General features: G+C 40.0%; 33 protein-coding genes and 1 riboswitch. Of the genes, 9 read left to right on the top strand and 24 right to left on the bottom strand.

Going from position 1 to position 25,163, the window contains the following annotated elements; translation table 11 throughout:
- Positions 1 to 28: 28 nt before the first annotated feature.
- The 21 genes from HT669_RS05340 to HT669_RS05245 all read right to left on the bottom strand — a co-directional run bounded on the left by HT669_RS05340 (position 29) and on the right by HT669_RS05245 (position 13,575).
- Positions 29 to 1,090, bottom strand: a complete 1,062-nt coding sequence (locus tag HT669_RS05340) for a Xaa-Pro peptidase family protein (RefSeq protein ID WP_001042863.1) — start codon at positions 1,088 to 1,090, stop codon at positions 29 to 31.
- A complete protein-coding gene (gene uvrA / locus HT669_RS05335; protein WP_050222805.1) occupies positions 1,083 to 3,914 on the bottom strand; it encodes an excinuclease ABC subunit UvrA in 2,832 nt (943 codons plus the stop codon). The genes HT669_RS05340 and uvrA overlap by 8 nt, the downstream gene beginning before the upstream one ends.
- Before the next feature lie 332 nt (positions 3,915 to 4,246).
- Positions 4,247 to 4,651 (bottom strand): type II toxin-antitoxin system HicB family antitoxin, encoded by a 405-nt coding sequence (locus HT669_RS05330; RefSeq protein WP_050222804.1) that lies wholly within the window; start codon positions 4,649 to 4,651, stop codon positions 4,247 to 4,249.
- 47 nt (positions 4,652 to 4,698) lie between these two features.
- Positions 4,699 to 4,884: a type II toxin-antitoxin system HicA family toxin gene (locus tag HT669_RS05325; protein WP_023935892.1), complete on the bottom strand. Its 186-nt coding sequence runs from the start codon at positions 4,882 to 4,884 to the stop codon at positions 4,699 to 4,701.
- Positions 4,885 to 5,102: 218 nt separating this feature from the next.
- Positions 5,103 to 5,234 carry a hypothetical protein gene (locus HT669_RS11365; protein ID WP_258953688.1) on the bottom strand — a complete coding sequence of 44 codons (132 nt, stop codon included), beginning with the start codon at positions 5,232 to 5,234 and terminating at the stop codon, positions 5,103 to 5,105.
- 69 nt (positions 5,235 to 5,303) lie between these two features.
- Positions 5,304 to 5,696, bottom strand: coding sequence for a transcriptional regulator (locus tag HT669_RS05320; RefSeq protein WP_050222803.1), 393 nt, complete (start codon positions 5,694 to 5,696; stop codon positions 5,304 to 5,306).
- A 156-nt stretch (positions 5,697 to 5,852) separates the two neighbouring features.
- Positions 5,853 to 6,263, bottom strand: coding sequence for a DUF1492 domain-containing protein (locus HT669_RS05315; protein WP_050222802.1), 411 nt, complete (start codon positions 6,261 to 6,263; stop codon positions 5,853 to 5,855).
- Positions 6,264 to 6,638: 375 nt separating this feature from the next.
- On the bottom strand, positions 6,639 to 6,953 hold the full coding sequence (locus HT669_RS05310; RefSeq protein WP_045605141.1) for a hypothetical protein: 315 nt from the start codon (positions 6,951 to 6,953) through the stop codon (positions 6,639 to 6,641).
- A 54-nt stretch (positions 6,954 to 7,007) separates the two neighbouring features.
- The gene (locus tag HT669_RS05305; protein ID WP_050222801.1) at positions 7,008 to 7,511 is read right to left on the bottom strand and encodes a hypothetical protein; all 504 of its coding nucleotides are present in this window, start codon (positions 7,509 to 7,511) and stop codon (positions 7,008 to 7,010) included.
- Between the two features lie 70 nt (positions 7,512 to 7,581).
- Positions 7,582 to 8,112, bottom strand: coding sequence for a hypothetical protein (locus HT669_RS05300; RefSeq protein ID WP_050222800.1), 531 nt, complete (start codon positions 8,110 to 8,112; stop codon positions 7,582 to 7,584).
- An 82-nt stretch (positions 8,113 to 8,194) separates the two neighbouring features.
- Entirely contained in the window at positions 8,195 to 8,365 is a 171-nt protein-coding gene (locus HT669_RS05295) for a hypothetical protein (protein WP_078929750.1), read from the bottom strand.
- Positions 8,346 to 9,203, bottom strand: a complete 858-nt coding sequence (locus HT669_RS05290; RefSeq protein WP_050222799.1) for a DnaA/Hda family protein — start codon at positions 9,201 to 9,203, stop codon at positions 8,346 to 8,348. Before HT669_RS05290 ends, HT669_RS05295 begins: the two co-directional genes overlap by 20 nt.
- An 11-nt stretch (positions 9,204 to 9,214) precedes the next feature.
- Entirely contained in the window at positions 9,215 to 10,051 is an 837-nt protein-coding gene (locus HT669_RS05285) for a DnaD domain protein (RefSeq protein WP_050222798.1), read from the bottom strand.
- Positions 10,038 to 10,319: a hypothetical protein gene (locus HT669_RS05280; RefSeq protein ID WP_050222797.1), complete on the bottom strand. Its 282-nt coding sequence runs from the start codon at positions 10,317 to 10,319 to the stop codon at positions 10,038 to 10,040. Before HT669_RS05280 ends, HT669_RS05285 begins: the two co-directional genes overlap by 14 nt.
- Entirely contained in the window at positions 10,312 to 10,653 is a 342-nt protein-coding gene (locus HT669_RS05275; protein ID WP_172933652.1) for a DNA-binding protein, read from the bottom strand. The genes HT669_RS05280 and HT669_RS05275 overlap by 8 nt, the downstream gene beginning before the upstream one ends.
- On the bottom strand, positions 10,650 to 10,865 hold the full coding sequence (locus tag HT669_RS05270) for a hypothetical protein (protein ID WP_050222795.1): 216 nt from the start codon (positions 10,863 to 10,865) through the stop codon (positions 10,650 to 10,652). The genes HT669_RS05275 and HT669_RS05270 overlap by 4 nt, the downstream gene beginning before the upstream one ends.
- Positions 10,862 to 11,377, bottom strand: coding sequence for a hypothetical protein (locus HT669_RS05265; protein WP_050222794.1), 516 nt, complete (start codon positions 11,375 to 11,377; stop codon positions 10,862 to 10,864). Before HT669_RS05265 ends, HT669_RS05270 begins: the two co-directional genes overlap by 4 nt.
- Positions 11,364 to 11,639, bottom strand: coding sequence for a hypothetical protein (locus HT669_RS05260; RefSeq protein ID WP_050222793.1), 276 nt, complete (start codon positions 11,637 to 11,639; stop codon positions 11,364 to 11,366). The genes HT669_RS05265 and HT669_RS05260 overlap by 14 nt, the downstream gene beginning before the upstream one ends.
- A gap of 332 nt (positions 11,640 to 11,971) precedes the next feature.
- Positions 11,972 to 12,598: a Rha family transcriptional regulator gene (locus tag HT669_RS05255; RefSeq protein ID WP_050222792.1), complete on the bottom strand. Its 627-nt coding sequence runs from the start codon at positions 12,596 to 12,598 to the stop codon at positions 11,972 to 11,974.
- Complete coding sequence (locus HT669_RS05250) at positions 12,589 to 13,359, bottom strand: BRO family protein (protein WP_000828330.1); 771 nt, start codon at positions 13,357 to 13,359, stop codon at positions 12,589 to 12,591. Before HT669_RS05250 ends, HT669_RS05255 begins: the two co-directional genes overlap by 10 nt.
- Positions 13,360 to 13,374: 15 nt before the next feature.
- Positions 13,375 to 13,575: a helix-turn-helix domain-containing protein gene (locus HT669_RS05245; RefSeq protein WP_000040966.1), complete on the bottom strand. Its 201-nt coding sequence runs from the start codon at positions 13,573 to 13,575 to the stop codon at positions 13,375 to 13,377.
- A gap of 206 nt (positions 13,576 to 13,781) precedes the next feature.
- On the opposite strand from HT669_RS05245, the gene HT669_RS11090 reads away from it, so the two are divergent.
- The 5 genes from HT669_RS11090 (at position 13,782) to HT669_RS05220 (ending at position 19,320) form a co-directional block, all read left to right on the top strand.
- Complete coding sequence (locus tag HT669_RS11090) at positions 13,782 to 14,372, top strand: helix-turn-helix transcriptional regulator (RefSeq protein ID WP_078929748.1); 591 nt, start codon at positions 13,782 to 13,784, stop codon at positions 14,370 to 14,372.
- A 636-nt stretch (positions 14,373 to 15,008) separates the two neighbouring features.
- A complete protein-coding gene (locus HT669_RS05235; protein ID WP_050222791.1) occupies positions 15,009 to 16,175 on the top strand; it encodes a site-specific integrase in 1,167 nt (388 codons plus the stop codon).
- Between the two features lie 160 nt (positions 16,176 to 16,335).
- Positions 16,336 to 17,280, top strand: coding sequence for a magnesium transporter CorA family protein (locus tag HT669_RS05230; RefSeq protein ID WP_000815629.1), 945 nt, complete (start codon positions 16,336 to 16,338; stop codon positions 17,278 to 17,280).
- An 11-nt stretch (positions 17,281 to 17,291) separates the two neighbouring features.
- Positions 17,292 to 17,975, top strand: a complete 684-nt coding sequence (locus HT669_RS05225; protein WP_031222700.1) for a DUF1129 domain-containing protein — start codon at positions 17,292 to 17,294, stop codon at positions 17,973 to 17,975.
- A gap of 313 nt (positions 17,976 to 18,288) precedes the next feature.
- Positions 18,289 to 19,320, top strand: coding sequence for a S66 peptidase family protein (locus HT669_RS05220; protein ID WP_023939701.1), 1,032 nt, complete (start codon positions 18,289 to 18,291; stop codon positions 19,318 to 19,320).
- Between the two features lie 51 nt (positions 19,321 to 19,371).
- On the opposite strand, the gene HT669_RS05215 is transcribed toward HT669_RS05220, so the two are convergent.
- The 3 genes from HT669_RS05215 to ruvA are packed head-to-tail and all read right to left on the bottom strand — an operon-like array spanning position 19,372 to position 21,209.
- Entirely contained in the window at positions 19,372 to 20,046 is a 675-nt protein-coding gene (locus HT669_RS05215) for a type II CAAX endopeptidase family protein (RefSeq protein WP_023939702.1), read from the bottom strand.
- The gene (locus HT669_RS05210; protein WP_050111754.1) at positions 20,043 to 20,606 is read right to left on the bottom strand and encodes a DNA-3-methyladenine glycosylase I; all 564 of its coding nucleotides are present in this window, start codon (positions 20,604 to 20,606) and stop codon (positions 20,043 to 20,045) included. Before HT669_RS05210 ends, HT669_RS05215 begins: the two co-directional genes overlap by 4 nt.
- A 9-nt stretch (positions 20,607 to 20,615) precedes the next feature.
- Positions 20,616 to 21,209: a Holliday junction branch migration protein RuvA gene (ruvA, locus tag HT669_RS05205; protein WP_000271487.1), complete on the bottom strand. Its 594-nt coding sequence runs from the start codon at positions 21,207 to 21,209 to the stop codon at positions 20,616 to 20,618.
- A gap of 156 nt (positions 21,210 to 21,365) precedes the next feature.
- A riboswitch (FMN riboswitch) is annotated at positions 21,366 to 21,480 on the top strand.
- Between the two features lie 132 nt (positions 21,481 to 21,612).
- On the opposite strand from ruvA, the gene ribD reads away from it, so the two are divergent.
- From ribD to ribE (HT669_RS05185), 4 genes are read left to right on the top strand one after another with little or no spacing between them, the layout of a single operon-like run.
- On the top strand, positions 21,613 to 22,713 hold the full coding sequence (gene ribD, locus HT669_RS05200; RefSeq protein ID WP_001284104.1) for a bifunctional diaminohydroxyphosphoribosylaminopyrimidine deaminase/5-amino-6-(5-phosphoribosylamino)uracil reductase RibD: 1,101 nt from the start codon (positions 21,613 to 21,615) through the stop codon (positions 22,711 to 22,713).
- Positions 22,698 to 23,333 carry a riboflavin synthase gene (ribE, locus tag HT669_RS05195; RefSeq protein WP_000493842.1) on the top strand — a complete coding sequence of 212 codons (636 nt, stop codon included), beginning with the start codon at positions 22,698 to 22,700 and terminating at the stop codon, positions 23,331 to 23,333. The genes ribD and ribE (HT669_RS05195) overlap by 16 nt, the downstream gene beginning before the upstream one ends.
- Positions 23,334 to 23,352: 19 nt before the next feature.
- Positions 23,353 to 24,558 carry a bifunctional 3,4-dihydroxy-2-butanone-4-phosphate synthase/GTP cyclohydrolase II gene (locus HT669_RS05190; RefSeq protein WP_031222701.1) on the top strand — a complete coding sequence of 402 codons (1,206 nt, stop codon included), beginning with the start codon at positions 23,353 to 23,355 and terminating at the stop codon, positions 24,556 to 24,558.
- Positions 24,559 to 25,026, top strand: a complete 468-nt coding sequence (gene ribE / locus HT669_RS05185; RefSeq protein ID WP_001099497.1) for a 6,7-dimethyl-8-ribityllumazine synthase — start codon at positions 24,559 to 24,561, stop codon at positions 25,024 to 25,026.
- The last annotated feature ends 137 nt before the right edge of the window (positions 25,027 to 25,163 follow it).

The following is a 25,163-nucleotide window of genomic DNA, read 5'->3' as shown; positions in this document are numbered from 1 at the left end:
ATTTTCGTACTTTTTTCTTGACAAACAACTAAATGACTATCAACTCTTTTGGAGCTAGGGTCAATAATTCACAACCTGTCTCTGTAATCAGGATATCATCCTCGATACGAACGCCATATTTGCCTTCGATATAGATACCTGGTTCATCGGTCAAGGCCATACCTGCCTTAATAGTTTCTGTAGAAGTTTGGCTAAAGTAAGGCTCTTCATGGATATCCAGTCCAATACCGTGTCCGATACCGTGGGTAAAGTAGTCACCATAGCCTGCCTCGATGATAATATCACGAGGAATTTTGTCAAAGTCACGGAAACCTAAGCCAGCCTTAGCCTGTTCAATCAAGGCTTGGTTAGCTTTTAGAACTGTATTGTAAATCTCTGCTTGCTCGTCGCTGACATGCCCCAGATAGATAGTCCGTGTCATATCACTGACATAGTGGTCGTAGAGGCAACCGAAGTCCATGGTAATAGCTTCTCCTAGCTCCACTGGTTTGTGCATAGGATGGGCATGGGGTTTGGAAGAGTTGATACCGCTAGCTAGGATAGTGTCAAAAGATAAGCCAGATGCTCCCAACTCACGCATACGGAAGTCAAGGAAGTTGGCTATTTCAATCTCTGTCTTTCCTGGTTTGATAAAGTCAAGCGCATCGCGGAAAGCTTGGTCTGAGATAGAACAAGCCTTACGAATAGCTGCAATCTCCGCTTCATCCTTAATCATTCGAAGACCTTCGACAAACTGAGTTTGTGGAAGCAAGTCAATTCCTTCAAAGGCGGCCTGCATACGATGATAATAAGAGACTGAAATCTCATCTTCAAAACCGATTCGAGATAAGCCCATGTCCTTAACAATTCCTGTAATGACAGCCAATTCATCACGGTCAGCCACAATCTCAAAACCACTGGTTTCTTGCTTGGCTGCAATGATATAGCGAGAGTCTGTCACCAAGACCTGACGGTCACGGCTGATAAAGACTGTTCCGTTTGAGCCCCAAAAACCAGTCAGGTAATAGACGTTTTTAAGGTTATTGATGATGATACCATCTAGTTCTTTTTCTTGCATTTTAGCTAGAAATGCTTGTACACGTTTATTCATGATGTAACTTTCCTTTCAAATACTGTCCTGTGTAGCTGGCTTCATTGGTCGCTACTTCTTCTGGAGTTCCTGTTGCGATGATGGTTCCACCACCGACACCGCCCTCAGGTCCCAAGTCAATAATATGGTCTGCAGTCTTAATAACATCCAGATTGTGCTCAATAACAAGGACTGTATTACCGTCGTCTACAAAGCGAGCTAAAACCTTAAGCAAGCGAGCAATATCCTCGGTATGAAGACCTGTCGTCGGCTCATCCAGAATATAGAAAGATTTTCCTGTCGATCGTTTGTGAAGTTCACTAGCCAACTTCATACGCTGGGCTTCTCCTCCAGAAAGGGTGGTAGCTGGTTGCCCTAGCGTCACATATCCCAGTCCCACATCCTTGATGGTCTGAAGTTTGCGCTGAATCTTTGGAATGTGTTGGAAGAATTCTACCGCATCGTTGACGGTCATATCCAAGACCTGCGAGATATTTTTTTCCTTGTAGTGGACTTCTAGGGTTTCACTGTTGTAACGGGTTCCGTGGCAAACTTCACAAGCCACATAAACATCTGGCAAGAAGTGCATCTCAATCTTGATGATCCCATCGCCTGAACAGGCTTCACAGCGACCACCCTTGACGTTGAAACTGAAACGACCCTTCTTGTAGCCTCGAATCTTGGCTTCGTTTGTCTGGGCAAAAAGGTCACGTATATCGTCAAAAACTCCTGTATAGGTAGCAGGGTTAGACCTTGGCGTTCGTCCGATAGGGCTCTGGTCAATGTCAATCAATCGGTCTACATGCTCAATCCCTGTAATAGTCTTAAATTTACCAGGCTTGTCTGAATTACGGTTGAGCTTCTGGGCAATGGCTTTTTTGAGGATGCTGTTGATCAAGGTAGACTTGCCTGAGCCCGACACCCCTGTCACTGCGATGAATTTTCCTAGTGGGAAGCGAGCAGTAACATTTTGCAAGTTGTTCTCTCGCGCTCCTGTCACTTCGATAAAACGACCATTTCCGACACGTCGCTCTTCTGGTACTGGAATGGCACGTTTGCCTGACAAGTACTGGCCTGTGATAGACTTACTGTTGCGAGCCACCTGTTTGGGCGTACCTGCGGCAACAATCTCCCCACCAAAAACACCGGCACCGGGACCAACGTCAATCAGATAATCAGCCTCACGCATGGTATCTTCGTCGTGTTCCACCACGATGAGAGTATTGCCCAAGTCACGCATCTTTTTGAGACTGGCAATGAGACGGTCATTATCCCTCTGGTGGAGACCGATTGACGGCTCATCCAATATATAGAGGACGCCTGATAGGTTAGAACCAATCTGGGTTGCCAAGCGAATACGCTGGCTTTCCCCACCTGAAAGAGTTCCTGCTGAACGTGACAGAGTCAGATAGTTAAGACCCACATTATTAAGGAAGGTCAAACGATCCTTGATTTCCTTGAGAATGGGACGAGCAATGATGGCTTCATTTTCAGACAAGGTCAGCTGGCTCACCAAGTCCAAGTGGTCAGCGATAGACAGGTCTGAGATTTCTCCAATATGTGGCCCTTGCTGGCCGCCCACACGGACAGACAAGGCCTGGTCATTGAGACGATAGCCTTGACAGGTTCCGCAGGTCAGCTCATTCATGTAGAGACGCATCTGAGTGCGAGTGTAATCGCTATTGGTTTCATGGTAACGACGTTTGATATTATTGATAACTCCCTCAAACGGAATGTCGATATCGCGCACGCCACCAAATTCATTCTCATAGTGGAAATGGAATTCCTTGCCATCTGAGCCGTATAGAATCAAGTTTTTATCTTCTTCTGACAAGTCCTCAAAAGGCTTATCCATATCCACTCCAAAGGTCGTCATAGCCTGCTCTAGCATGTTTGGATAGTAGTTGGATGAGATAGGATTCCAAGGTGCTAGCGCTCCCTCACGTAAGGTCTTGCTGGCGTCTGGCACTACCAAATCAGTATCCACCTCCAACTTGATGCCCAAACCGTCACACTCACTACAAGAGCCAAAAGGAGCATTGAAGGAGAAGAGACGTGGCTCTAACTCTGGAACAGTAAATCCACAAACTGGGCAGGCATAATGCTCAGAGAAGAGCAACTCCGAATCGTCCATAGTGTCGATAATGACATAGCCTTCTGCGATACGAAGGGCAGCCTCAATGGAATCAAAGAGACGACTACGAATGCCCTCCTTGATGACAATACGGTCAACCACGACATCGATATTGTGTTGCTTGCTCTTGGACAAGTCTGGCACTTCGGTCACATCATAGACTTCCCCATCCACACGGACACGGACATACCCATCTTTCTGAACCTTCTCGATAACACTCTTATGTTGACCTTTTTTCTTGCGGATGACAGGGGCCAAAATCTGCAAGCGCTGGCGTTCAGGTAACTCCAAAACCTTATCAACGATTTGCTCCACCGAAGAAGCCTTGATAGCTCCATGCCCCTTGATACAGTAAGGCGTCCCCACACGTGCGTAGAGAAGACGCAGATAGTCATTGATTTCAGTCGTTGTTCCCACCGTCGAACGAGGGTTTTTGCTAGTCGTTTTCTGGTCGATGGAAATAGCTGGGCTGAGACCATCAATAGCATCTACATCTGGTTTTTCCATATTTCCCAAGAACTGACGAGCGTAGGCGGACAAACTCTCTACATAGCGACGTTGTCCCTCCGCATAGAGGGTATCAAAAGCCAGACTGGACTTCCCTGAACCTGACAAGCCAGTCACGACAACCAACTTGTCTCGCGGAATCTCCACATCAATATTTTTTAAATTATGGGCACGCGCCCCATGAATGACAATTTTATCTTGCATCTTTGTTCTTTCTAGTCCATTATTGCTTACCATTATACCAAAAAAAGTGAGATTCTATTACCCAAAAGGCCGATTTTGTAGTATAATAAAAAACTTCTTATTTTATGTTTCCTTAGGGCTCCCTAACCCTTATATCACGCGCTTTTAAACAAAAAATACTAATATTACTTTTTACTACTTGCTCCCCCAAAGTACGCAAAAAGGGGAGCAAAAAAAGCCCCACAAAAGGGCTAAGATTTGACGAGTTCAGCAGGCAAGAAACTAGCACGGTCAAACGTGCTTTTTTTATCGCTGATAGGTATATTATACCATGAAGTACGTACTTTATGACGTTATACCTGTAATTCTTCCCTGATTGCTTTTTGTAGCAGCTGACTGAAATTGATTTTATTTTCTTTACCAACTTCAACCAACCAACTAGGGAGGGTTACAGTTTTATTGACAACCTTAGAACGTTCGCGCTCTCTAACTAGTTCCGTATCTACTGAGATAGCTTGCAGAATATCCTCATCACTGCCAAGTTGACTAGCCAAAGCCTTAAAACTAGAAGGTTCTGGGAATTCTTTACCTTCATCTTCAAACATGATTGTATAGATTTCTAGCACCTCACGGGCGTTATAAATTGCCTCGTTTAAGGTGTCAGCCTCGCTAATTGCTCCTTGAAAATCGGGGAATGTGATTGTATAACCGCCGTTTTCTTTATCCACTTCAAATAGTGCCAAGTAGGTGTATTTCATAATCTGATAATAACCAATGACCGCCCCAATATAGGGGAGGGAGTTTTTTACTCCCCTTCCAGTACTTTCAAAATCTTGCCAAGTGTTCCAGGTCTATAGTCGTTTTCTTTTGGTTTAGGTATCGTTACCGTTCTTCCGTCTGGATGCTTCCAAACTTCATGCGAACCTTTACCAAAAGCTGTTTTGATAAACCCTTTTTTCTTAGCAAGTTTCTTTAGTTCTCTTTCGGTCATCGATTTCTCCTTTCCGTATCTTTAATTATATTATACACTTGTTTAAAACACTTGTCAACATATAACACGTATTTTTACACTTGTTTTTCATAACCTCACAAAAGCCCCCAGATTCGTTTCTGAGGGCTTCTAGTTTATCCATGGTGTTTTAGTTGTCCAGTACGAAACAAAGCAAAATAGGGGGCGAATATGAAGCCTACGCCTACATTTGCCAACATTTATGCTTCTAACTCTTGTGGTAAGGTTAAATCTAAACCATCAAGGTCAAAATCTATGTTTAAATCGATGTCTATATCCATGTTTAAATCTATCTCCATATCCTCTAATTGGATATTCTCCAAATCAATCAAAAAAATCTTCAATCATGTCATCCCCCCTCACTTAAATCTCAACATTTCTCAACAAAACACCACCGACGCCTACTTATATGCTTCTAGCTCTCCGTTCTGGTGGATTCTCGCAAAGTTTAAGACGGCTATCTGTTTATATCGGTGGTAGCTAGTGGAGCTAGTACCTGCCATTTCTACGCATTCGCTCATAGTTTTCTTTCTCATATAGCAATAATGGATAATAAAGTATTTTCTGGCTCGCTTGTTCTCTATGCTGTTGATGTCATGGGCGAATATTTCCAACCCCTCACAGATTGCCTTTTCATGCTTGCTAGTCAAATTCCACTGGTCAGGTAAGACAAGTTTCCAAGCCTCTTCATCTATTGTAACTTGGTTTTCACTTCCTGCCATTCTCTGGAAACGTAGAAAGTAAGTCATCCGCTCTCTCACTTTCATCATCGTTTTAAACTTATCCAGCTCCATTAGTTCGCTCCTTTGTGGTATAATTAGTCTAAAGAGAAGTGAGGTAGAGATGATAGTGTCGCTACGCAACTTCATAGTATGAGATGACGGGACAGGCACACCGTCCACTACTCTTTAGCGCTTAGATTGTTCTAGGCGTTTTTTTGTGCTCACCTATTACCCCACATTTGCTAAGTGTTCTATGGCTTTTTGCCTTACTCGATATACCGAGGCTGTAGATACACCTATTTCCTCAGCAACTTGCCAAGCGTCAAGAATATTCAAGTAGAACAGCCTGAGAACAGAACGCTCAAGCGGATTGGCCAGCTTATCGATCAGCCTAGATATTTCCATTCTCTCTTCAGTAAGTCGCTCAATTCTCTGTAAAGTGTCCTCTTTTAGTTTTAGAACGCTTATAAGGTTATTCTCTGCTGTATTTACCCTGCTTGTTTGTACTCTAGTAGTGCTCAGTTCTTGCTTTTTGATAATACCACTTTCTAAAGCTGCAAGCTCCAAATATAAGCCTTCTATTTCTTTATTGATCCACTTAACGCCCTCTAGTTTTTCTTTTACCTGCTCTGGTGTCATGCCTTGGTCTCCTGTGTGATATAATATTATTGAGATTATAGCTGAGGCGGAGCGCCTTGGCTTTTTTCGTTTTCTCTATGTTCGCTCTTAGTTCAAGCCTATTCTCCATTCCATTTGATAGGCAATTAAGGGACGTTTTTATCTCTCTTATCTCCTTGTCATTCTGCAAGCAATTAAGAAGGCTTATTGTCGTCCTTATCTGCCTATCATTCTGCAAGGAGTAGATCCGAAATAAGAGGGCTAAAAACTTCGCTTATCTGCTTGTCATTTCTCAGGGAGTTAAGGAGGGTTTTTATTGCTCTTATCTGCTTGATAAATGATAGGGGGATATAGCCACTTTCTCGGCGTTCGCTCGGAGTTCAAGTATATACACCCTTACCATTCCTCTGGTTCGCTAAACATACTTTCAGGCAAGCCACAAACTAATACAAGATACTGACACGCGCTATAATCTACCCAAAGCGCTCCATCTTCAGAATGGTTAAAATACTTGTCTGGTAGTGTTCCAAGATATGCACCATTTTTATATATAGATACCCCACCTTCTCGGCTTGGTAACAGTCCAGTATATCCTCTGCGTAGTCCATGCTTCAAAGCGTTGCTATTGCCATATTTGGGCTTTCTATTGCCCTTGTTGCCTTTTGCTACTTGATTGCCCGGCAAAAACCTCCCTTGGCTATCGCGCTCCATATTTCCCCCTTATACGGTGTTCGTTTGGTAAATTACACACTACTTCATATTGTCTCACAATCTCGAACCATTCAGCCAAAATCTATCCCCTTTTTTAGTATACTTCAAAAACTTCTTATAGTGCTTATGATACCTGTCACGCTTCATATACTTTGGTCTTTCAGGGAAACTATCAAACATATATCCACCACGTCTAGGACTCCACCCTGGTTCTACCTTTCTAGCTTCCCTAAGCGCAAGCTCCCAGTAATATTGGCAATCCGTTTTACTGCGGTTCAGAGTGCTCTTGTGGATATCTAGACAAGTACCGCAACTAAAATATAAATACCGTTTATAAAGCAACCTGCACCGTCTACCACAATCAGGGCAAAGAAAGAAATAGCGATTACCTCCCTTAGTTCCTGCCATTCTGTCTAATTCAAATGACTCTCCACCAAAATCAATCATTAAATTATCCAAATCAATCTCTAAACGTTGACCGTCCAACTCAGCTATACCCTTAGATATTCCTCTCAGCTTCATTGGTTTAGTGATTGTTTCTATTGCTAACCGCTTCATTATTTCCCCCTATATGGAAAAACCCAAAACTATTGACTTGATAGCAAAAAGGGGATTGCTCCCCTGTGTTCTACTTCAAATGCTCTGTATAACCAGCAAGGCCTTTATATTCGCCCTCTACGTCCAACTTTTGGAGTAGGCTAATACTTTCATCGCCTAGCTTTTCCAGCGTACCAAAAGCAGTCATAGAGTCCATAGGAATAGGCTTATCAGAAAGCAAGCGATCAGCATAGTCTAATAGTTCCAGCTCGTAGTTTGTGACCTTATTCAGTAAACTTTCAAAGTCCTCTGACTCTTTGAGTTGAAGCACGCGCTCCCGTTTGTAACGTTCCTCAAATGCTTCATCGTCCACTGGTTGGTTGTAGTAGTCTTTAAAACTGTCACAAATACGCTTGAAGGTCTTGTTTAGTTTCTTATCCTCCACATACTCAGCGACAAGCGTCCCTTTATCCTTGTGAGTTATTGAAATAGATGGTACTTCATAAGTCCCAGTCATATATCCCAGTAGCGCGTGACCTGCTACCATAGCAGTATCTAGGTCTTTAAATTCGTAAGTGAAAGTAAATGTTTTGGCTTTATCTGAAAATGTTTTTAATGTCATGTTGTTTTTCCTCTTTCTGTTTTAAGGGTGTCACTAGTAGTTACACCATTGCAAGGGGGTCGGTACTATCTACCCCATTTTGTTATCTGTACAATACCAATACGACAGCCACCGAAGCGAACGGTTCACTGGTGGTATTACCAGAGATTTTAATATCCACCACTTCAACAGTCGCCATGAAGTCGTTGACCTCTTTCTCAAAATCTTCTTTGTTCCAATATCGTTCAGTATACTTAAAAAGTTGTAATGTCATGTTGTTTTTCTTTCAATCTTTTAATTGAGTATCGCTTATCCTTGATAGTAAATGACTTGAAAAAATTACCCTCTAGGCCTGTTCTAACACGGCTGGCCACTCTGTCACTATACATACTAGTAATTTCTGAGTTACTCAAATTTGTAGTAATAATAGTCTTGTCTCGATTACTGAGAATATCAAAAATAAACTCTTCTTCCCAGAATGATTTACCTTTACTACTAGCGTTGTCCGATTTTATACCTAAATCATCAAGTACCAGGTAATCAACCTCTTTTAGCATTCTTGAGTAGTACCCCTCTAGACTAGTAGGAGAGTTAAAGCTCTCTCTAACTCGTCTAAGGATTTCTGTTAGATTGACAAATAACACGCTTTTAGGCTCTCCTTTGGCCTTGTAGCCCTCGTTTATAGCTTTAGCAATAGCTACGCTCAAATGGCTTTTCCCTATGCCTGTAGATCCTGTAAAAAGGGTATTCCCTGTCACACCGTCCAGGTATTTATCTACCTGCTCCCTAGCAAATGCTAATAGTTGCTTTTCCTCGGCTGTTTCAGCTATGAAATTCTCAAAGCTAGCCTCTTTAAGCTCTCTAGGGATTGTACTATCTCGCATAAGTACATTATAGGTCTTTAGGTAGATCTCAGCATTCAAGCTATTATCTACTCCTTCCCTATCCTGTCTCTCTATTAGTTCCTTTGTGCATTCAGGACAAAACTCTTGTATACTTCGTTCCTTACTGCCTCTTATCGGTGTGGATATTTTCCAATAATTGACTTTGTGTATTTCACACACTTTGTCGCTAATTTTCCTGTTGTTATATTGCTCAAAATTATTTTCCATGGCTCCACCTCCTAGAATGGGTTTTCTTCTGTTCGTGTTTTAAGCCATTCCTCACGGTTAACAGGCTCCGCTTGCTTAGGAGATTGTTTCCTAGCTTCACGCACTGCAAAGCTATTTCTAACAAGTTCAACCGTCAATAAGTTGTCCTGTTTCCAACGGTTAAGAATTGCCTTGATATATGCAAAGTTAGCTTTTCCCTGACTGACAGCCTCTTTTAACGCCTCATGAATAAGCTCGGGGCTAAAATCTTCTAGCATATACTGCAAGTCTTGAATCTGTAACGGTGATAATGCTTTACCTATCTCAGCTTCAAAAGATTTATAGATATTTATAAAGTCTTGATTGAGGGTAGAGGGTGTGGGTGATTGTTCTTTATCTACTTCTACCTCTAACTCTTTCTCTATCTCTATCTCTGTCTTACATGTAGTTAACAATGTAAGATTGTCAGATGACATTGTAAGATTTTCCTTTTGTTCTCGTTGCTGTTTCCGATATTCTCGCATGTATGCTGCTTGGTTGGTTTCCTGCTGTACCAAGGCTTTTGCCTGCGGTAGTTCTGCGTTTTTATCTTCATCAACTTGTATTAGACCACACTTAGTAAAGTATGCCATGGTCATATCTATATCATCTTCCGATACGTCTAATTTTAGGGCTAACTCTTCCTTGAGATTGTCAAAGTAACCCTCATAGTATAAAATACAGTCACTTTCTAAGCTCTCTAGCATGAGCCTAATATAAATCACCGTCATAGTGTACCCACCAGGTACCGTTTTTAGTCTCTTGATAAAAATATTATCAAAAAATTTCTTATCAATTTTTAGCCAAAAATATATTTTAGTTTTTGCCATTCTCCACCCCCAGAAACTTCCAGATGTCCGTAACTTTGTAATAGATTTTCCTAGTATCTTCTAGTGGGGGCTGGTATCGTCTTAGCCCTGCTTTTTCCCACTTTTGGAGCGTCAAATATTTTATATCTAACTCGTCCATGACTTCCTGAGCTGATATTAAGCCTGTCAGTCGTGGTTTGAGTCTGTCACGCGCTTCAAGGTATCTTTCCACTACCTCCAGAATGCCATGCGCTAAGTCTTGCTCACTTTCTCGGCTTAGGCTAAACATATCCGCCCACCTCCTTCAAGGTTTCTTTGTAGCTTTCTAGGTCGCTGTTCATCAACACTGCTAGTCGCTTGCTCTCCTCCTGTACTTGGTTGTAAAATGCCTTAGCGCCATCTAGTAGTTCGCCTTTATTCGCTGGGATAAAGTACCCACTAAAAATACCACATCTAACCCCCACAATAGGGATGCTATGCTTGACTACTAGGCGCTTGATGATGTCACGTACTGTTCTTTCTGTTAGCTTAGTTATAAGGCTGATTTCTGCCCCTGTTATGGAGTTCTCAGCCCCTACCTTGATTAGTCTTAATACTCGTTTGTCATTCTCTGATAGACTCATTCAGTTCCTCCCCATACATTGACCCCTGCAAGCTGGATATATCGCCCATAATCAGGGTTTAAATCCTCGCTAGGTGTTTCTATCGTCTGTTGGTTTTCTCGCTCAAATTGGGCGCTTTTTTTACGGTCTCGATGGTTTAGATAAAGCAGTAAGCCAATCAGTACCACGGTAACAAAAACTGCCTGTGTATTGCTTAAATCAAGTTCATTCATTGCTCTTCTCTCCATTCCTTAGCCATCTTATAAAGCAAGCTATCCTCTTCATTTTCCAATCTTGCCAAGTCTTGCTTTATCAACTCCAGCACATACTCATTAACTGCCATGTAAGTTGCTTTATGGTTTATAGTTTTCATGGTCTTATATAAAGCTTGCTCTAATACTGTGTATCTGGTATTTAAAAAACGTCCTACCCTTTGGAAATGTTTCCCAATAGATACCCTAAAATCAACACCATCCAACCGATATAGCAAGTTATGGATGTTCGCCCTGATAAGTTCATCATGGCTTTCTGTTACTTTTTTCCATTCGGATGCTTCACCATTGGTTGATACCACTAAAAGATCTATCTCCCTTAAAATACCCTTGTATTTTTTATCTACTTCATGATATGTTTCACTTCCATCTAGGGCATAGCTTTTACGGATTCGTTCCAATTCCTCAGCATGACGATATAAACCAGTTCCGTATAAGTCCTCAATCTCCAGTGTTATATTATCTATTTTCATCTTTCTCTTGCTCCAATTCTCTTTGGTACATCCCGATAGCCTCGTTTAGACTTTCTCTTGTTTTTATAAGACAATCATAAGCGAGATTAAAAATGGCGCTCTGTGTGTCGTATTCCAAGGTTAAAAGCATAGTCTTCTCTTTGGTGCTTATATTTTTATTGAAAAAGTGAAAAGTAGCGTCCAAGGCGTTTTCAGCGGTGTTAAGTCCTAAAGTTAAGTTATCTAGTTCATCTAAAATATTTCTCAAATCTTCTTTTGTCATTGTTTTTTCCTCCGTTGGCCTTTTAATTGTCGTTTACTATCCAGGATATCCTCACACTCAAGATTGCCGTCGGAGAGTGTGGGGATTTTTGAGTTGTTTCTTATAACGTTAATCCTCACGCTCTGAGTCGCCAAATTGAAAGCGTGAGAAAGTACCAGTTTTAAGAGTTGGCGCTCTCCGTATGGTCAAATTGCCCTAAATATGCTATAATCTAGGTATAAATCTTTACTAAAACCTCTTTGATAATAGCTTGCCTGCTTTTTGTTAAATTCGTTTTAGTGTTAGTGTGAAAGGCTTTGCTGATTGGTCTCGGTAAGCCTTTTTTGTTGCTCTCACGCGCTTCTTTGGCGTGTTTTTTTATTTCTGAATGCCATAGCTTTGATTTCCTGATAACTCATATTCAAGCCAATCATGGCTATTACCATATCCTCAAATGCCTGGTATTGCTCTAGCTCGTCACTGGTCAAGCTATCGATGCCATTATAGCCCCCACGTTCTTCCCTTAACTGCTTAGCGTTCCTGTCAGTTACTGCTTTCAGTAGCAAGTTGTTCATGGTGCTGTGTGCATGTTTGGGTGCATTCCTCCAAGTCTCTATACTGTCATGCAGTGTTTTTCTTTTTGGCTTTTCTAGCGCCCTCTGCATACGAAACTTAGAAAGCTCCTCACGCATTTCAAAGAAGGCTTTGACTAGGTTCATTTTGAACTGCCGTACAGGTTCAGTATTTCGTAAGTAAATGATCAGCAATGTTGCTTGTTGTTCATTTAAAATATAGTCCCGTACATTTTGCCCACTTTCTGAAGGTGAAATTTTAAATTGCACCTTTCCGAAGCTTTCAAAGTCCTCGCGGTGCTTATTCAGCAAAATCTTCAAATGTCTGTGCTTGATTTCTGCACATTCTGCCACAATACTGCTCAGTGTATAAGGCTCTTTCTTTCCGTCCATGTAGACTAGTTCCATTGTGGTTCTACCTCCTGCATGAATCGGGTTAACTTGCTTGTCAGACGGCTCTTGTCGTCCATATTCTGAGCCTCTGCAATGGCTTTGGCTAGTGTATCGATATAATACCGCTCTGCCTCTGCCAACGTGTCAGGGGCTTTTATAGTGGTCTGTGGTTCTTCCACCAGTTCCCCAGCCATGTAGTAGCCATTTAGTCGGATTTCTTTCAGAATGTGCTTGACCACTTTTTTAAACTCTTTTGCTAGTGGTTTGCGTGACTGCGATAAAACTTCATAGACTCCGAACTCTGTCAGCATATTCATTTCTCTTTTTTGACCTGCCCTAGATATTACATAGGTCAGCTTTTCATCATCATCTACCCGTTTTAGTAAATCTGTGGTGTTTTGGATTTCAATCATCTCAGCAACCTCTACCGCTACAAATAACGGATTTTGAATGTCTCCATAAACATCAAAATATTTAGATCCGAATCGTTGAGTTGTTACAACTTCCAAAACTTCCTTTTTGTTGTGTTGTTCTCCTTTTGGATAGAAGTTCCCAAAAAAATCACATAAACCTTTTTGTTGTGTTGTCATGTCTTGCTTCACCTCTCTGTATAACTTGTTTAGTCTTTTTCTGCTTTCCTTGTTGGGCTTATGTTTGCCCTGTGCCCACTTGCCAACTGTTCGGGGATCTATGCCTATTCGTTGGCCAATAGCTACCAAGTTCAGCCCGTGAGTGGTTCGCATTTCATCGATGACCCTTGTATAGTTCCTCTTCATTGCTTGCCTGCCTTTCTAGCTATAAAACAGTTCATCTATGGTTATATCTGATTTGATTTCTGCAACCATTGACTTAATCGCTAGACGTTCTTTGTCATTGAATGGCGTTTTACCTAATTCTTTGTTGTTGTATGACTGCAAAGAAATTTTTAGCTTGTCCGCCATCTGTTGCTGAGTTAGTCCTAACATAACCCGATAGCCTCGTAGTTTGCTCATAGGTTTCCCCCTTTCTAAAAAATCCCCCTCCATGAATAGATTGAAAGTGTGAAAGGTTGGAGGGTGCGGTATCCAATTTGGATAACTTTTGTTTTATTATATATCCGTTTCGGTTAATTGTCAACTGTTTTTTAGAATTTTTTGTATCATTTCTTGATACTTTTCTAAAAATCAGATATAATCATCTGTGAAAGGTGTGATAAATTATGAATAGATTGAAAGAACTGAGAAAACAAAAAGGGCTAACCCAACAAGGATTAGCTGATGAAATTTCTGTATCTAAAATCACCGTATTGCGATGGGAAAACGAGGAACGCCAAATAAAACCAGAAAAAGCCCAGCAACTAGCTGACTTCTTCGGGGTAAGCGTTGGATATCTGTTGGGGTTTAGTAACGATGTAGAAAAACACCCTTTTGAATGGGATGAAATTTCGGAAATTTCTAAACCATATTTGGTAAAAGAACTAGAAAAACGAAGGCAAGAAAGAAGAGAAGAACTAAGAGTTTTAAGAGATTTTGCAAAAAATAATGATTTAACTGAAAATATAAATAATGTAACTCAAAAATTAGGAGATATTGTAATACCTTATCTTGATTTAAATGCGCAATTAAAAGCGAAACAAAAGTTCTCAGATAGTGAGAAGAAAGCATTGGGATACCTTGAAAATCAAGTTTTAAACTTGAACTCAGCATTTTCTCAAACACTTTTGACAATTTTTAAAGGTATGCAATCTATAGATGAATATAAAAATATGGAAAATGTATTGAATTTCCTTAAAGAATCTGAAAGCAAATAAATCACGCGATAAATATAGTGATGGTCGAAGTCGTGGGCATATATAGAGAGAATTAACCCCATATTCGCCAATAGCAACCATCTTTTCATGGTCTATTGTGCAAAAATAGGGGAAATTGAAGAATAGAAAGCCGATTTTACAGACCAAAGCGCAAAAATAAGCAAAATTGTAAAATAGCAACAAAAAGACAAGCTAGCTACTGCCAACTTGTCTGATAGTACCTAACTGAAAATAAGCGAAAGGTTAGGTATTTACAACATCATTATACCAGTCTTGCAGTTAAAAAGCGACCTATAGCATACCACGCGCCACAATGTCCAACAATCATGAAGCGCGTGCTTCAGCAAGTCCGCTGACTTTGTCTATCAACAACTTCCTTCCCCTTTTTTAGGGACTCAGAAAATGAAGAAAATTGCTTTTTTCCAGTATTCTTGAAAATCCGACATTTTCCAACATTTACCCGTATATGTAAAAACACCCATACTAACCCCATATCCGCCTTGTTTTTTATTCTGGTATTATTTACCGTCTGACTACTTAAAACCAAAAATAAGGGGTTCTCGTAGCCCCTAGCATGATATAAAACCTTTTTGATAATGGCTTGCCTGCTGATGTATTTTAGAAAGGTTTATCATCATGAAAATAACTGAAGTTATAAAAAAAGACGGTAGCAAAGTCTATCGTGCTAATGTATATTTAGGAGTTGACCAGGTAACAGGAAAGAAAGTTAAAACTAAGGTAACGGGGCGGACACAAAAGGAAGTTAAGCAGAAAGCCAATCAAGAAAAAATTACTTTCCAGAAAGATGGTTGTACTAGACAAAAGGCTAGCACCATAAAAAACTATCAAGAATTAGCCAATCTCTGGCTAGAAAGTTATAAGAATACGGTTAAGCCAAACACTCAAGGCAATGTTAGAAAGCTAATCGATAATCATATATTGCCTATTTTTGGGGCTTACAAGCTCGATAAGCTCACTACTCCACTTATCCAGTCAATTATCAACGAACTTGCTGACAAGACTAATAGAGGGGAAAAAGGGGCTTTTCTACATTATGACAAGATACACGCTTTAAACAAACGTATCTTACAGTATGGCGTAACCATGCAGGCTATACCGTCCAATCCTGCGCGTGATGTTGTTTTACCTCGTAACACTCAGAAAGCAAAGCGGAAAAAAGTAAAACACTTTGAAAATCAAGAACTAAAAAAGTTTCTTGGTTATCTCGATAATTTAGATAGCGATAGATATCGTTACTACTATGAGACAACGCTCTATAAGTTCCTATTGGCTACTGGTTGCCGTATCAATGAAGCTTTAGCTCTTTCCTGGTCTGATATAGATTTAGATAATGCCGTGGTACATGTTACCAAAACACTAAATCGTGATTTAGAAATTAATAGCCCAAAATCTAAGGCTAGTTATCGGGATATAGATATAGATCAAGCGACTGTTAGCATGCTAAAACAGTACAAACTACGCCAAGCTAAAGAGGCTTGGAAGATAGGGCAACGTGAAAGCGTGGTATTTTCTGATTTCATTCATGACTATCCTAGCAGTTCAAGACTTAAAAGAAGATTGCAAACACATTTTAAGCGTGCTGATGTTCCTAACATTGGATTTCACGGATTCCGTCACACTCACGCTAGTCTCTTGCTTAACTCTGGAATACCATACAAAGAACTCCAGTACCGCCTAGGTCATTCCACTTTATCAATGACCATGGATATATATAGCCACCTCTCAAAAGAGAACGCAAAAAAAGCAGTATCATTCTACGAAACTGCACTAAAAGCACTATAGGGGGAGCAAAAAGGGGAGCAAATTTAAAAATCAACATTTCAAGACAAAGTAAAAATCCAATAGCAACAGGATTTTTGTTAGATTTATTTTGAAAAAGGCCGATTTTGTAGTATAATAGTACGGTGTGAAAAAATCTGAAAAATGAGAAAGGATAAGGGATATGAAACAAGTTTTTCTCTCTACAACAACTGAATTTAAAGAGATCGATACGCTTGAACCGGGTACTTGGATCAATCTCGTCAATCCGACTCAAAATGAATCACTCGAAATCGCCAACACCTTCGATATTGATATTGCCGACCTTCGAGCACCGCTCGATGCGGAAGAAATGTCTCGTATTACCATTGAAGACGAGTATACCCTGATTATCGTAGACGTGCCGGTCACGGAGGAAAGAAATAACCGCACCTACTACGTAACCATACCGCTTGGTATTATCATCACTGAGGAAACCATTATCACTACGTGTTTGGAACCACTACCTGTCCTTGATGTCTTTATCAACCGTCGTTTGCGTAATTTCTATACCTTCATGCGCTCACGTTTTATCTTCCAGATTCTCTATCGCAATGCAGAACTTTACCTAACAGCCCTTCGTTCGATTGACCGTAAGAGTGAACAAATCGAAAGTCAACTGCATCAATCAACTCGTAATGAAGAATTGATTGAGCTCATGGAATTGGAAAAAACTATCGTCTATTTCAAAGCCTCCCTCAAAACAAATGAGCGCGTGATTAAGAAATTGACCAGTTCAACCAGCAATATCAAGAAATACCTTGAGGACGAAGACCTGCTTGAAGACACCCTGATTGAAACCCAACAGGCCATCGAGATGGCAGACATTTATGGAAACGTCTTGCATTCTATGACAGAGACCTTCGCCTCTATCATTTCTAACAACCAGAACAACATCATGAAAACCTTGGCTCTTGTGACCATCGTCATGTCCATCCCAACCATGGTCTTTTCTGCCTACGGGATGAACTTTAAGGATAATGAAATCCCCCTAAACGGAGAGCCAAATGCCTTCTGGTTAATCGTCTTTATCGCCTTTGCTATGAGTGTCTCGCTCACTCTCTATCTCATCCATAAAAAATGGTTCTAAGAGGAGTTCCTATGTCTCAGATTGATCTACAAAAATTAACTAAGAAAAACCAAGAGTTTGTCCACATTGCTACCCAACAATTCATCAAAGATGGGAAAACAGACGCTGAAATCCAGACTATTTTTGAGGAAGTCATTCCCCAAATCCTTGAGGAGCAATCTAAAGGTACAACTGCCCGTTCCCTATACGGCGCACCAACTCATTGGGCTCATAGCTTCACTGTCAAAGAGCAGTACGAAAAAGAGCATCCAAAAGAAAATGATGATCCAAAACTGATGATTATGGACTCAGCTCTTTTCATCACTAGCCTCTTTGCCCTTGTCAGCGCCCTCACAACCTTCTTTGCGGCAGATCAAGCTTTCGGCTATGGATTGATTACTCTTCTATTAGTTGGACTGGTTGGTGGATTTGCCTTCTACTTGATGTACTACTTTGTTTACCAATACTATGGACCAGATATGGATCGCAGTCAACGTCCACCTTTCTGGAAATCTGTACTAGTTATCCTAGCTTCTATGTTCCTTTGGTTGCTTGTCTTCTTTGCAACAAGCTTCCTACCAGCTAGCCTTAACCCAGTACTGGATCCATTGCCACTAGCTATTATTGGAGCAGCCCTCCTAGCCCTTCGCTTCTATCTCAAGAAATGCTTGAATATCCGTAGTGCAAGTGCAGGACCAACACGCTATCAAGAATAAGAAAACGATAAAAGCAACTGCAGGTGCGGTTGCTTTTTCACTTACTTTTTTGATTTTAAAGTATTCTTCTGACATCCACATAGCTCTATCTAATCTTTTGTGATAAAATAGGCTCATACTCAATGAAAATCAAAGAGCAAACTAGGAAGCTAGCTGCAGGTTGCTCAAAGCACAGCTTTGAGGTTGCAAATAAAACTGACGTGGTTTGAAGAGATTTTCGAAGAGTATTAAAAGTATTCTTCTGAAATCCCACATAGCTTTCTCTTATATTTTGTGATAAAATAGGCTCAATCTATTTCTAGGAGGATCAGATATGATTTCTACTATTGGTATTGTTAGTTTATCTAGTGGCATTATCGGAGAGGACTTTGTCAAACACGAAGTAGACTTGGGTATCCAACGTCTCAAGGATCTGGGACTCAATCCTATCTTTTTGCCCCATTCGTTAAAAGGATTAGACTTTATCAAGGACCATCCTGAAGCGCGTGCAGAGGATTTGATTCATGCCTTTTCTGATGATAGCATCGATATGATCCTATGTGCCATCGGTGGAGACGATACATATCGCTTACTACCTTATCTTTTTGAAAATGACCAACTCCAAAAGGTTATCAAACAAAAAATTTTTCTTGGCTTCTCGGATACAACCATGAACCACCTCATGTTGCATAAATTAGGAATCAAGACTTTTTATGGTCAATCCTTTTTAGCAGACATTTGTGAATTAGACAAAGAAATGCTAGCCTATAGCCTTCACTACTTTAAAGAATTGATTGAGACGGGAAGAATTTCAGAAATCCGCCCTAGTGACGTTTGGTATGAGGAACGAACTGATTTTAGTCCCACGGCCCTGGGAACACCTCGTGTCAGTCATACAAATACAGGTTTTGACTTGTTGCAAGGAAGTGCCCAGTTCGAGGGGAAAATCCTCGGTGGTTGCCTCGAATCCCTCTACGATATCTTTGACAACTCTCGATACGCAGATAGCACGGAGCTCTGCCAAAAATACAAACTTTTCCCTGACTTGTCAGACTGGGAAGGGAAAATCCTCTTGCTCGAAACAAGCGAAGAACAGCCTAAGACAGAAGACTTCAAAAAGATGTTGCTAACTTTAAAGGACACTGGCATATTCGCGGTCATCAATGGACTCTTGGTCGGAAAACCTATGGATGAAACTTTCCATGATGACTATAAAGAGGCACTATTGGATATCATTGACAGCAATATCCCGATTGTCTATAATCTGAATGTCGGCCACGCAACTCCAAGAGCAATTGTACCCTTTGGGGTCCATGCTCATGTAGATGCACAGGAACAAGTCATTCGCTTTGACTATAACAAATAAAGCTGGGAAAAGTTTCTCAGCTTTTTCTCAGTATCATTACTGGTATTTTCATCACATACTACTGATAGCTAAAATGATCAAGGAGAGGCTGTTGCTTAACATGTGAATAAGTAGAGGATAGTAGATATTCTCCTTTTCTTTCACATAAGTAATAGAAAGGGCAAGGCCAGCACCTAGATAACCGACTGCACCGACCCACTCGGATAGATCCAAGCTGTGCATATGAGTTAAGGCAAAAGCAAGGCCGGCTATAAAGATACTCAGCCAAGTTGGCAGACTTTTTCTCAAATATCTCAATAGAGTTTGACGGAAAATTAATTCTTCTACCAGAGATCCAATAACACAAGCAAAAACAGCTATCAGTATTGGTTGCTCTTGAAAAGTGCTTTGAATATTCGACTGGTTTAGACCTTGTCCGACTAGCCCAAAAAACTGCTTCAACATCTCTGATACAAATTCAAAGACAACAGTCATCAGAAAGAGAAAAAGCCATCCTGTTAAGACGCCAAAGAAGAATTTCCTTTTAGTCTTTCTAATCTCATTCCATTGTTTGATCAATCTATCCTTAAATAAAAAAGAACCATATAGAGCTAAAACTACATAAACTAGATAATTTGCAATGGCAGATGGCATTAAAGAAGCCAGCAATTTAACGCCATCAAACACAAAGAGGACTGTATAGAGAATCGCAAAAATCAGAATTCCCTTATTTTTGTTAGACATCATTTAAGACCTTTCCACTCACAATCATTCTCGTGGTCATCAACTAGCCCTGAAGCCTGCATAAAGGACAAAACAGCGACTGGGCCTGTGAACTTGAAGCCTCGTTTTTTGAGATCTTTGGCTAATTTCTCAGATAAGGGTGTTTTAGCTGGGGCTTGGCGATAATCAGGAACATCGTTAACGACAGTTTTCCCCTCAACAAAAGACCAAAGATAGGCATCAAAAGAGCCGTACTCTGCCTGTAACTGTAGAAAGGCTTGGGCGTTAGCGCGTGTAGCAAAAATCTTGGCTCTATTTCGAATGATAGCTGGATTCTCCAGCATGGCTTCCAATTCAGTGTCAGTCATCTCTGCGACTGAGTGAATTTGATAGCTATGAAAGGCTTCTCGGAAAGCTTGGCGTTTGTTGAGTACCGTTTCCCAAGACAGGCCTGCCTGATAGGTTTCCATACACAACAACTCAAACAATGCTTGGTCATCATGGAGGGGCTGACCCCACTCCTCATCATGATAGGCGATGTAGAGCGGGTTGGTCATCTTGACCCACGAACAACGTTTTGTCATTCTCTGCTCCTATTTGACCAACATTTTAAGGGCCGACTTGATATAGTTCTCAGCTGTATCTGTCGTTCCTTCAAAGAATTTCTTGATTTTCTTGAGCTCTGTTGCCTTGTAACCCAGAGCCAACATGGCTTCCATAGCTTCTTCTAATTCTTGGTTTTCAGCACTTGCTTGCACTGCGACCTTGGCAGGAAGGTCATCTCCTGCAACTACTACCTTGCCTTCCAAGTCCAGCACCATCTGCTGGGCTGTTTTCTTGCCAATTTTAGGGAACTTGGTCAAGTAGGTGATGTTCTTGGTTTCAATGGCTTGAACCAAGCCAGCATTGTCATCGGCAGCGATAATGGCGAGAGCTGATACAGGGCCAATCCCAGAAACCGAAATCAGACTAAGAAAGAGCTTTTTCTCATCCTCTGAGCGAAATCCATAAAGCAAATGGGCGTCCTCACGCACAACCTGATGCACATAAATCTGAGCCTCCTGATTAACCTGACCTGAATAGGCATAAGGATTGGCCACATGCAGGATATAACCAATACCATTGGTTTCAAGAACAATGTATTTGGCAGTAATTTTGGTAATGATTCCTTTTAAATATGCGTACATAGTGTTCCTTCTCTCTTATTTCGTTTATCTAGTATATCATATTTTCTTTATCCGAGGAGCGAGAATCGATTATCACAAATACAGTATATCAAAAACAATCGGTATTTATCTGTTGACATATTCAAAATTAAGTACTATAATCATCTGTAATTGAATAACTATCTTCAGGGCAGGGTGCAATTCCCTACCGGTGGTATAGCCCACGAGCCGAAAGGCATGATTTGGTGAAATTCCAAAGCCGACAGTATAGTCTGGATGAAAGAAGATAAAAGTATATTTGTGCTTTTTGCGTGCTCTGAAATGATTACTTGTCATTTCAGAGCATTTTTGTTAATCGCATAAGTTTTCTTTTGTATGCCTTGAGTAGTTCCCTATTCAAGGTATATTTTTTGGAGGTAGTGAGATGAGCGATTCAAAATATATGAAATTAGCAATAAAACTGGCACAAAAAGGGGCTGGTTACGTCAACCCCAATCCTATGGTCGGCGCAGTTATTGTAAAAGATAATCACATCATCGGACAAGGTTATCATGAGTTTTTTGGTGGCCCACATGCTGAGAGAAATGCTCTTAAAAACTGTAGAAAATCCCCTGTCGGAGCGACGCTTTATGTAACACTTGAACCCTGTTGTCACTTCGGGAAAACACCTCCCTGTATAGATGCTATAATCGATAGTGGTATTACAAGAGTAGTCATTGGAAGCCTAGACTGTAATCCTATTGTATCTGGAAAAGGAGTAAAGATACTTGAGGAAAATAATCTTCAAGTTACTGTTGGAATTTTAGAAAATGAGTGTCTTAACTTAATAAAAAGTTTTAGAAAGTATATTACCCAGCATGTACCCTATGTTTTTATGAAATATGCAATGTCAATGGATGGAAAAATAGCCACTAAAACAAATCAATCCAAATGGATTACTGAAGAAGAAGCAAGAAAGCATGTGCATCAGTTACGACACCATGTTAGTGCAATTATGGTGGGAGTCAATACTGTTATTCAAGACGATCCTTTGCTGACATGTAGATTGGAGGAAGGGAAAAATCCTATCCGTATCATATGCGATACACATTTACGAACTCCTCTTACCTCTAAAATCGTAAAAACAGCAAATGATATTAAAACTTACATTGCCACTTCCTCTGAAGACAAAAATAAAATGAAGCTATATCAAAATCATGGCTGTGAAATACTTTCCATAAAGAAAAAAGGCAATCATATAGACTTATCGAGTTTAATGCAACATCTAGGAAACATGCAGATTGATAGCCTAGTTCTAGAAGGGGGCAGTCTAATGAATTGGAGTGCTTTGGAACAACAAATTGTTGATGAGCTGAAAATATATATTGCACCAAAAATTTTTGGAGGCAGTGCCAAGTTTCCTGTCGGAGGTGAAGGCATTTCTTTGCCAAATGACGCTATTAGATTGAAACCTTATGCTTTTTCTCAAATAGGAAATGACTATCTCATAGAAAGTGAAGTGATTTATCCATGTTCACAGGAATAATTGAAGAAATCGGAAAAGTTGAAAGAATACAGAAAGACTCTCGTAATTGTAAACTATCAATTAAAGCCTCAAAAATATTAACGGATATCCATTTAGGCGATAGTATAGCAGTAAATGGTATCTGTCTTACAGTTACTCATTTCAATCATCAATCCTTTACAGTTGATGTAATGAATGAAACATGGAGTCGAACAGCTCTTACTCTATTAAAACATGGAAGTGAGGTGAATCTAGAAAGAGCCTTATCTGTCAACGGTCGACTTGGGGGTCACGTCGTTACAGGACACATTGATGGTACAGGAAAAATCTCGTCAATAAAAAAAGATGATAATGCTGTATGGTATCAAATCAACACACAAAAAGAAATTTTAGATTTAATAGTTGAAAAAGGATCTATTACAATTGACGGCATTAGTTTGACTGTCGCTAAAGTCTCCAAAGTAAACTTTTCAGTATCTGTTATCCCTCATACCTTGGAACAAACCATTCTTAAGAGTAAACAAGTCGGGAGTACAGTAAATCTTGAAAATGATATCTTAGGTAAATATGTGCAAAAACTGATGGATAATTCTCCAAAATCAGAAATATCTAAGGAACTATTATATCAAAATGGATTTTAGCAGAAAGGATAATCAGTCAATGGAATATCGAAAAATACAAGAAGCATTAGAAGCATTGCAGAAGGGACGACTTGTTCTTGTTATAGACGATAAGGATAGAGAAAATGAAGGAGACTTAATTTGTTCTGCACAAGCAGCTACAACAGAAAATGTTAATTTTATGGCTACTTATGCCAAAGGATTAATTTGTATGCCTATGAGCGAAAGTTTAGCTAATCAATTAATGCTTTCACCTATGGTTGAAAACAATACAGATAATCATAAGACTGCTTTTACAGTTTCAATTGATTATAAAGAAACGACCACAGGTATTTCTGCCGAGGAAAGAGGACTGACCGCACGTATGTGTGTAGCTGAAGATATAACACCCTCTGATTTTCGCAGGCCAGGACACATGTTTCCTTTAATTGCAAAAAAAGGTGGTGTTCTAGAAAGAAATGGACACACAGAAGCAACTGTTGATTTATTAAAATTAGCTGGACTAAAAGAGTGTGGCCTATGTTGTGAAATAATGAATCATGATGGCAAAATGATGAGAACAGATGATTTAATTCAGTTCTCGAAGAAACACAAGATTCCACTAATTACCATCAAAGAATTACAAGAATATAGAAAAGTATATGATCAGCTGGTAGAACGAGTTTCAACTGTCAATATGCCTACTAGATACGGTAATTTCAAAGCAATTAGCTATATAGATAAACTAAATGGGGAACATCATCTTGCTCTTATTATGGGAAACATAGAGGATGAAGCCAATGTATTATGTCGGGTCCACTCCGAATGTTTAACAGGAGATGTTTTAGGCTCTTTACGTTGCGATTGTGGACAGCAATTCGATAAAGCTATGAAAATGATTGTTGAGAATGGTTCGGGTGTCTTACTTTACTTGCGACAGGAGGGACGAGGAATTGGACTTATCAATAAATTAAAAGCCTATCATTTACAAGATCAAGGCATGGATACGCTTGATGCCAATCTTGCATTAGGCTTTGAAGGTGATTTAAGAGAATATCATATTGGAGCACAAATGCTTAAAGACCTAGGACTACAGTCACTACATTTACTGACAAATAATCCTGACAAAGTTGAACAGTTAGAAAAATATGGAATTACCATTTCCAGTAGAATACCAATCGAAATAGAAGCCAATCCTTACGATAGTTTTTATTTAGAAACAAAGAAAAATCGAATGGGTCACATTTTAAATATGGAGGAAAAATAAATGAACACTTATGAAGGTAATTTAGTAGCGAACGATATTAAAATCGGTATTGTTGTAGCGAGATTTAATGAATTTATAACTTCAAAATTATTATCTGGAGCACTGGATAATCTCAAAAGAGAGAATGTAAACGAGAAAGATATCGAGGTGGCCTGGGTTCCAGGAGCTTTTGAAATACCTCTGATTGCATCAAAAATGGCAAAAAGTAAAAAATATGATGCAATTATCTGCTTGGGAGCTGTCATTAGAGGGAATACAAGTCATTATGATTATGTATGTAGCGAGGTATCTAAGGGAATCGCCCAAATCAGTTTAAATAGCGAAATCCCAGTTATGTTTGGTGTGCTAACGACAGATACAATTGAACAAGCCATAGAACGAGCTGGCACTAAAGCAGGAAATAAGGGTTCTGAGTGTGCACAAGGCGCTATTGAAATGGTCAACCTAATTCGTACATTAGACGCATAGAACAGACTCTACTTTTAGACGAATAAAGAAACTTGGCAAAATCGCAATTTAATACTCTGTGAAAATCATAGAGCAAACTAGGAAACCAGTCGCAGAGTGGTAAAACACAACTTCGATGTTACAGACAAAACTAGCAA

Source organism: Streptococcus sp. 2100 (assembly GCF_013276335.1).
Classification (GTDB): Bacteria; Bacillota; Bacilli; order Lactobacillales; family Streptococcaceae; genus Streptococcus; species Streptococcus pseudopneumoniae.
The sequence above is the reverse complement of the archived record's forward strand: the minus strand, read 5'-3'. Positions and strand labels throughout refer to the sequence as shown.

What these genes read in the sequence shown, in the direction of transcription:
- HT669_RS05340 (WP_001042863.1), bottom strand. Translation starts at nt 1,090, where the DNA reads ATGAATAAACGTGTACAAGCATTTCTAGCTAAAATGCAAGAAAAAGAA.
- uvrA (WP_050222805.1), bottom strand. Translation starts at nt 3,914, where the DNA reads ATGCAAGATAAAATTGTCATTCATGGGGCGCGTGCCCATAATTTAAAA.
- HT669_RS05330 (WP_050222804.1), bottom strand. Translation starts at nt 4,651, where the DNA reads ATGAAATACACCTACTTGGCACTATTTGAAGTGGATAAAGAAAACGGC.
- HT669_RS05325 (WP_023935892.1), bottom strand. Translation starts at nt 4,884, where the DNA reads ATGACCGAAAGAGAACTAAAGAAACTTGCTAAGAAAAAAGGGTTTATC.
- HT669_RS05320 (WP_050222803.1), bottom strand. Translation starts at nt 5,696, where the DNA reads ATGGAGCTGGATAAGTTTAAAACGATGATGAAAGTGAGAGAGCGGATG.
- HT669_RS05315 (WP_050222802.1), bottom strand. Translation starts at nt 6,263, where the DNA reads ATGACACCAGAGCAGGTAAAAGAAAAACTAGAGGGCGTTAAGTGGATC.
- HT669_RS05310 (WP_045605141.1), bottom strand. Translation starts at nt 6,953, where the DNA reads ATGGAGCGCGATAGCCAAGGGAGGTTTTTGCCGGGCAATCAAGTAGCA.
- HT669_RS05305 (WP_050222801.1), bottom strand. Translation starts at nt 7,511, where the DNA reads ATGAAGCGGTTAGCAATAGAAACAATCACTAAACCAATGAAGCTGAGA.
- HT669_RS05300 (WP_050222800.1), bottom strand. Translation starts at nt 8,112, where the DNA reads ATGACATTAAAAACATTTTCAGATAAAGCCAAAACATTTACTTTCACT.
- HT669_RS05295 (WP_078929750.1), bottom strand. Translation starts at nt 8,365, where the DNA reads ATGACATTACAACTTTTTAAGTATACTGAACGATATTGGAACAAAGAA.
- HT669_RS05290 (WP_050222799.1), bottom strand. Translation starts at nt 9,203, where the DNA reads ATGGAAAATAATTTTGAGCAATATAACAACAGGAAAATTAGCGACAAA.
- HT669_RS05285 (WP_050222798.1), bottom strand. Translation starts at nt 10,051, where the DNA reads ATGGCAAAAACTAAAATATATTTTTGGCTAAAAATTGATAAGAAATTT.
- HT669_RS05280 (WP_050222797.1), bottom strand. Translation starts at nt 10,319, where the DNA reads ATGTTTAGCCTAAGCCGAGAAAGTGAGCAAGACTTAGCGCATGGCATT.
- HT669_RS05275 (WP_172933652.1), bottom strand. Translation starts at nt 10,653, where the DNA reads ATGAGTCTATCAGAGAATGACAAACGAGTATTAAGACTAATCAAGGTA.
- HT669_RS05270 (WP_050222795.1), bottom strand. Translation starts at nt 10,865, where the DNA reads ATGAATGAACTTGATTTAAGCAATACACAGGCAGTTTTTGTTACCGTG.
- HT669_RS05265 (WP_050222794.1), bottom strand. Translation starts at nt 11,377, where the DNA reads ATGAAAATAGATAATATAACACTGGAGATTGAGGACTTATACGGAACT.
- HT669_RS05260 (WP_050222793.1), bottom strand. Translation starts at nt 11,639, where the DNA reads ATGACAAAAGAAGATTTGAGAAATATTTTAGATGAACTAGATAACTTA.
- HT669_RS05255 (WP_050222792.1), bottom strand. Translation starts at nt 12,598, where the DNA reads ATGGAACTAGTCTACATGGACGGAAAGAAAGAGCCTTATACACTGAGC.
- HT669_RS05250 (WP_000828330.1), bottom strand. Translation starts at nt 13,359, where the DNA reads ATGAAGAGGAACTATACAAGGGTCATCGATGAAATGCGAACCACTCAC.
- HT669_RS05245 (WP_000040966.1), bottom strand. Translation starts at nt 13,575, where the DNA reads ATGAGCAAACTACGAGGCTATCGGGTTATGTTAGGACTAACTCAGCAA.
- HT669_RS11090 (WP_078929748.1), top strand. Translation starts at nt 13,782, where the DNA reads ATGAATAGATTGAAAGAACTGAGAAAACAAAAAGGGCTAACCCAACAA.
- HT669_RS05235 (WP_050222791.1), top strand. Translation starts at nt 15,009, where the DNA reads ATGAAAATAACTGAAGTTATAAAAAAAGACGGTAGCAAAGTCTATCGT.
- HT669_RS05230 (WP_000815629.1), top strand. Translation starts at nt 16,336, where the DNA reads ATGAAACAAGTTTTTCTCTCTACAACAACTGAATTTAAAGAGATCGAT.
- HT669_RS05225 (WP_031222700.1), top strand. Translation starts at nt 17,292, where the DNA reads ATGTCTCAGATTGATCTACAAAAATTAACTAAGAAAAACCAAGAGTTT.
- HT669_RS05220 (WP_023939701.1), top strand. Translation starts at nt 18,289, where the DNA reads ATGATTTCTACTATTGGTATTGTTAGTTTATCTAGTGGCATTATCGGA.
- HT669_RS05215 (WP_023939702.1), bottom strand. Translation starts at nt 20,046, where the DNA reads ATGATGTCTAACAAAAATAAGGGAATTCTGATTTTTGCGATTCTCTAT.
- HT669_RS05210 (WP_050111754.1), bottom strand. Translation starts at nt 20,606, where the DNA reads ATGACAAAACGTTGTTCGTGGGTCAAGATGACCAACCCGCTCTACATC.
- ruvA (WP_000271487.1), bottom strand. Translation starts at nt 21,209, where the DNA reads ATGTACGCATATTTAAAAGGAATCATTACCAAAATTACTGCCAAATAC.
- ribD (WP_001284104.1), top strand. Translation starts at nt 21,613, where the DNA reads ATGAGCGATTCAAAATATATGAAATTAGCAATAAAACTGGCACAAAAA.
- ribE (WP_000493842.1), top strand. Translation starts at nt 22,698, where the DNA reads ATGTTCACAGGAATAATTGAAGAAATCGGAAAAGTTGAAAGAATACAG.
- HT669_RS05190 (WP_031222701.1), top strand. Translation starts at nt 23,353, where the DNA reads ATGGAATATCGAAAAATACAAGAAGCATTAGAAGCATTGCAGAAGGGA.
- ribE (WP_001099497.1), top strand. Translation starts at nt 24,559, where the DNA reads ATGAACACTTATGAAGGTAATTTAGTAGCGAACGATATTAAAATCGGT.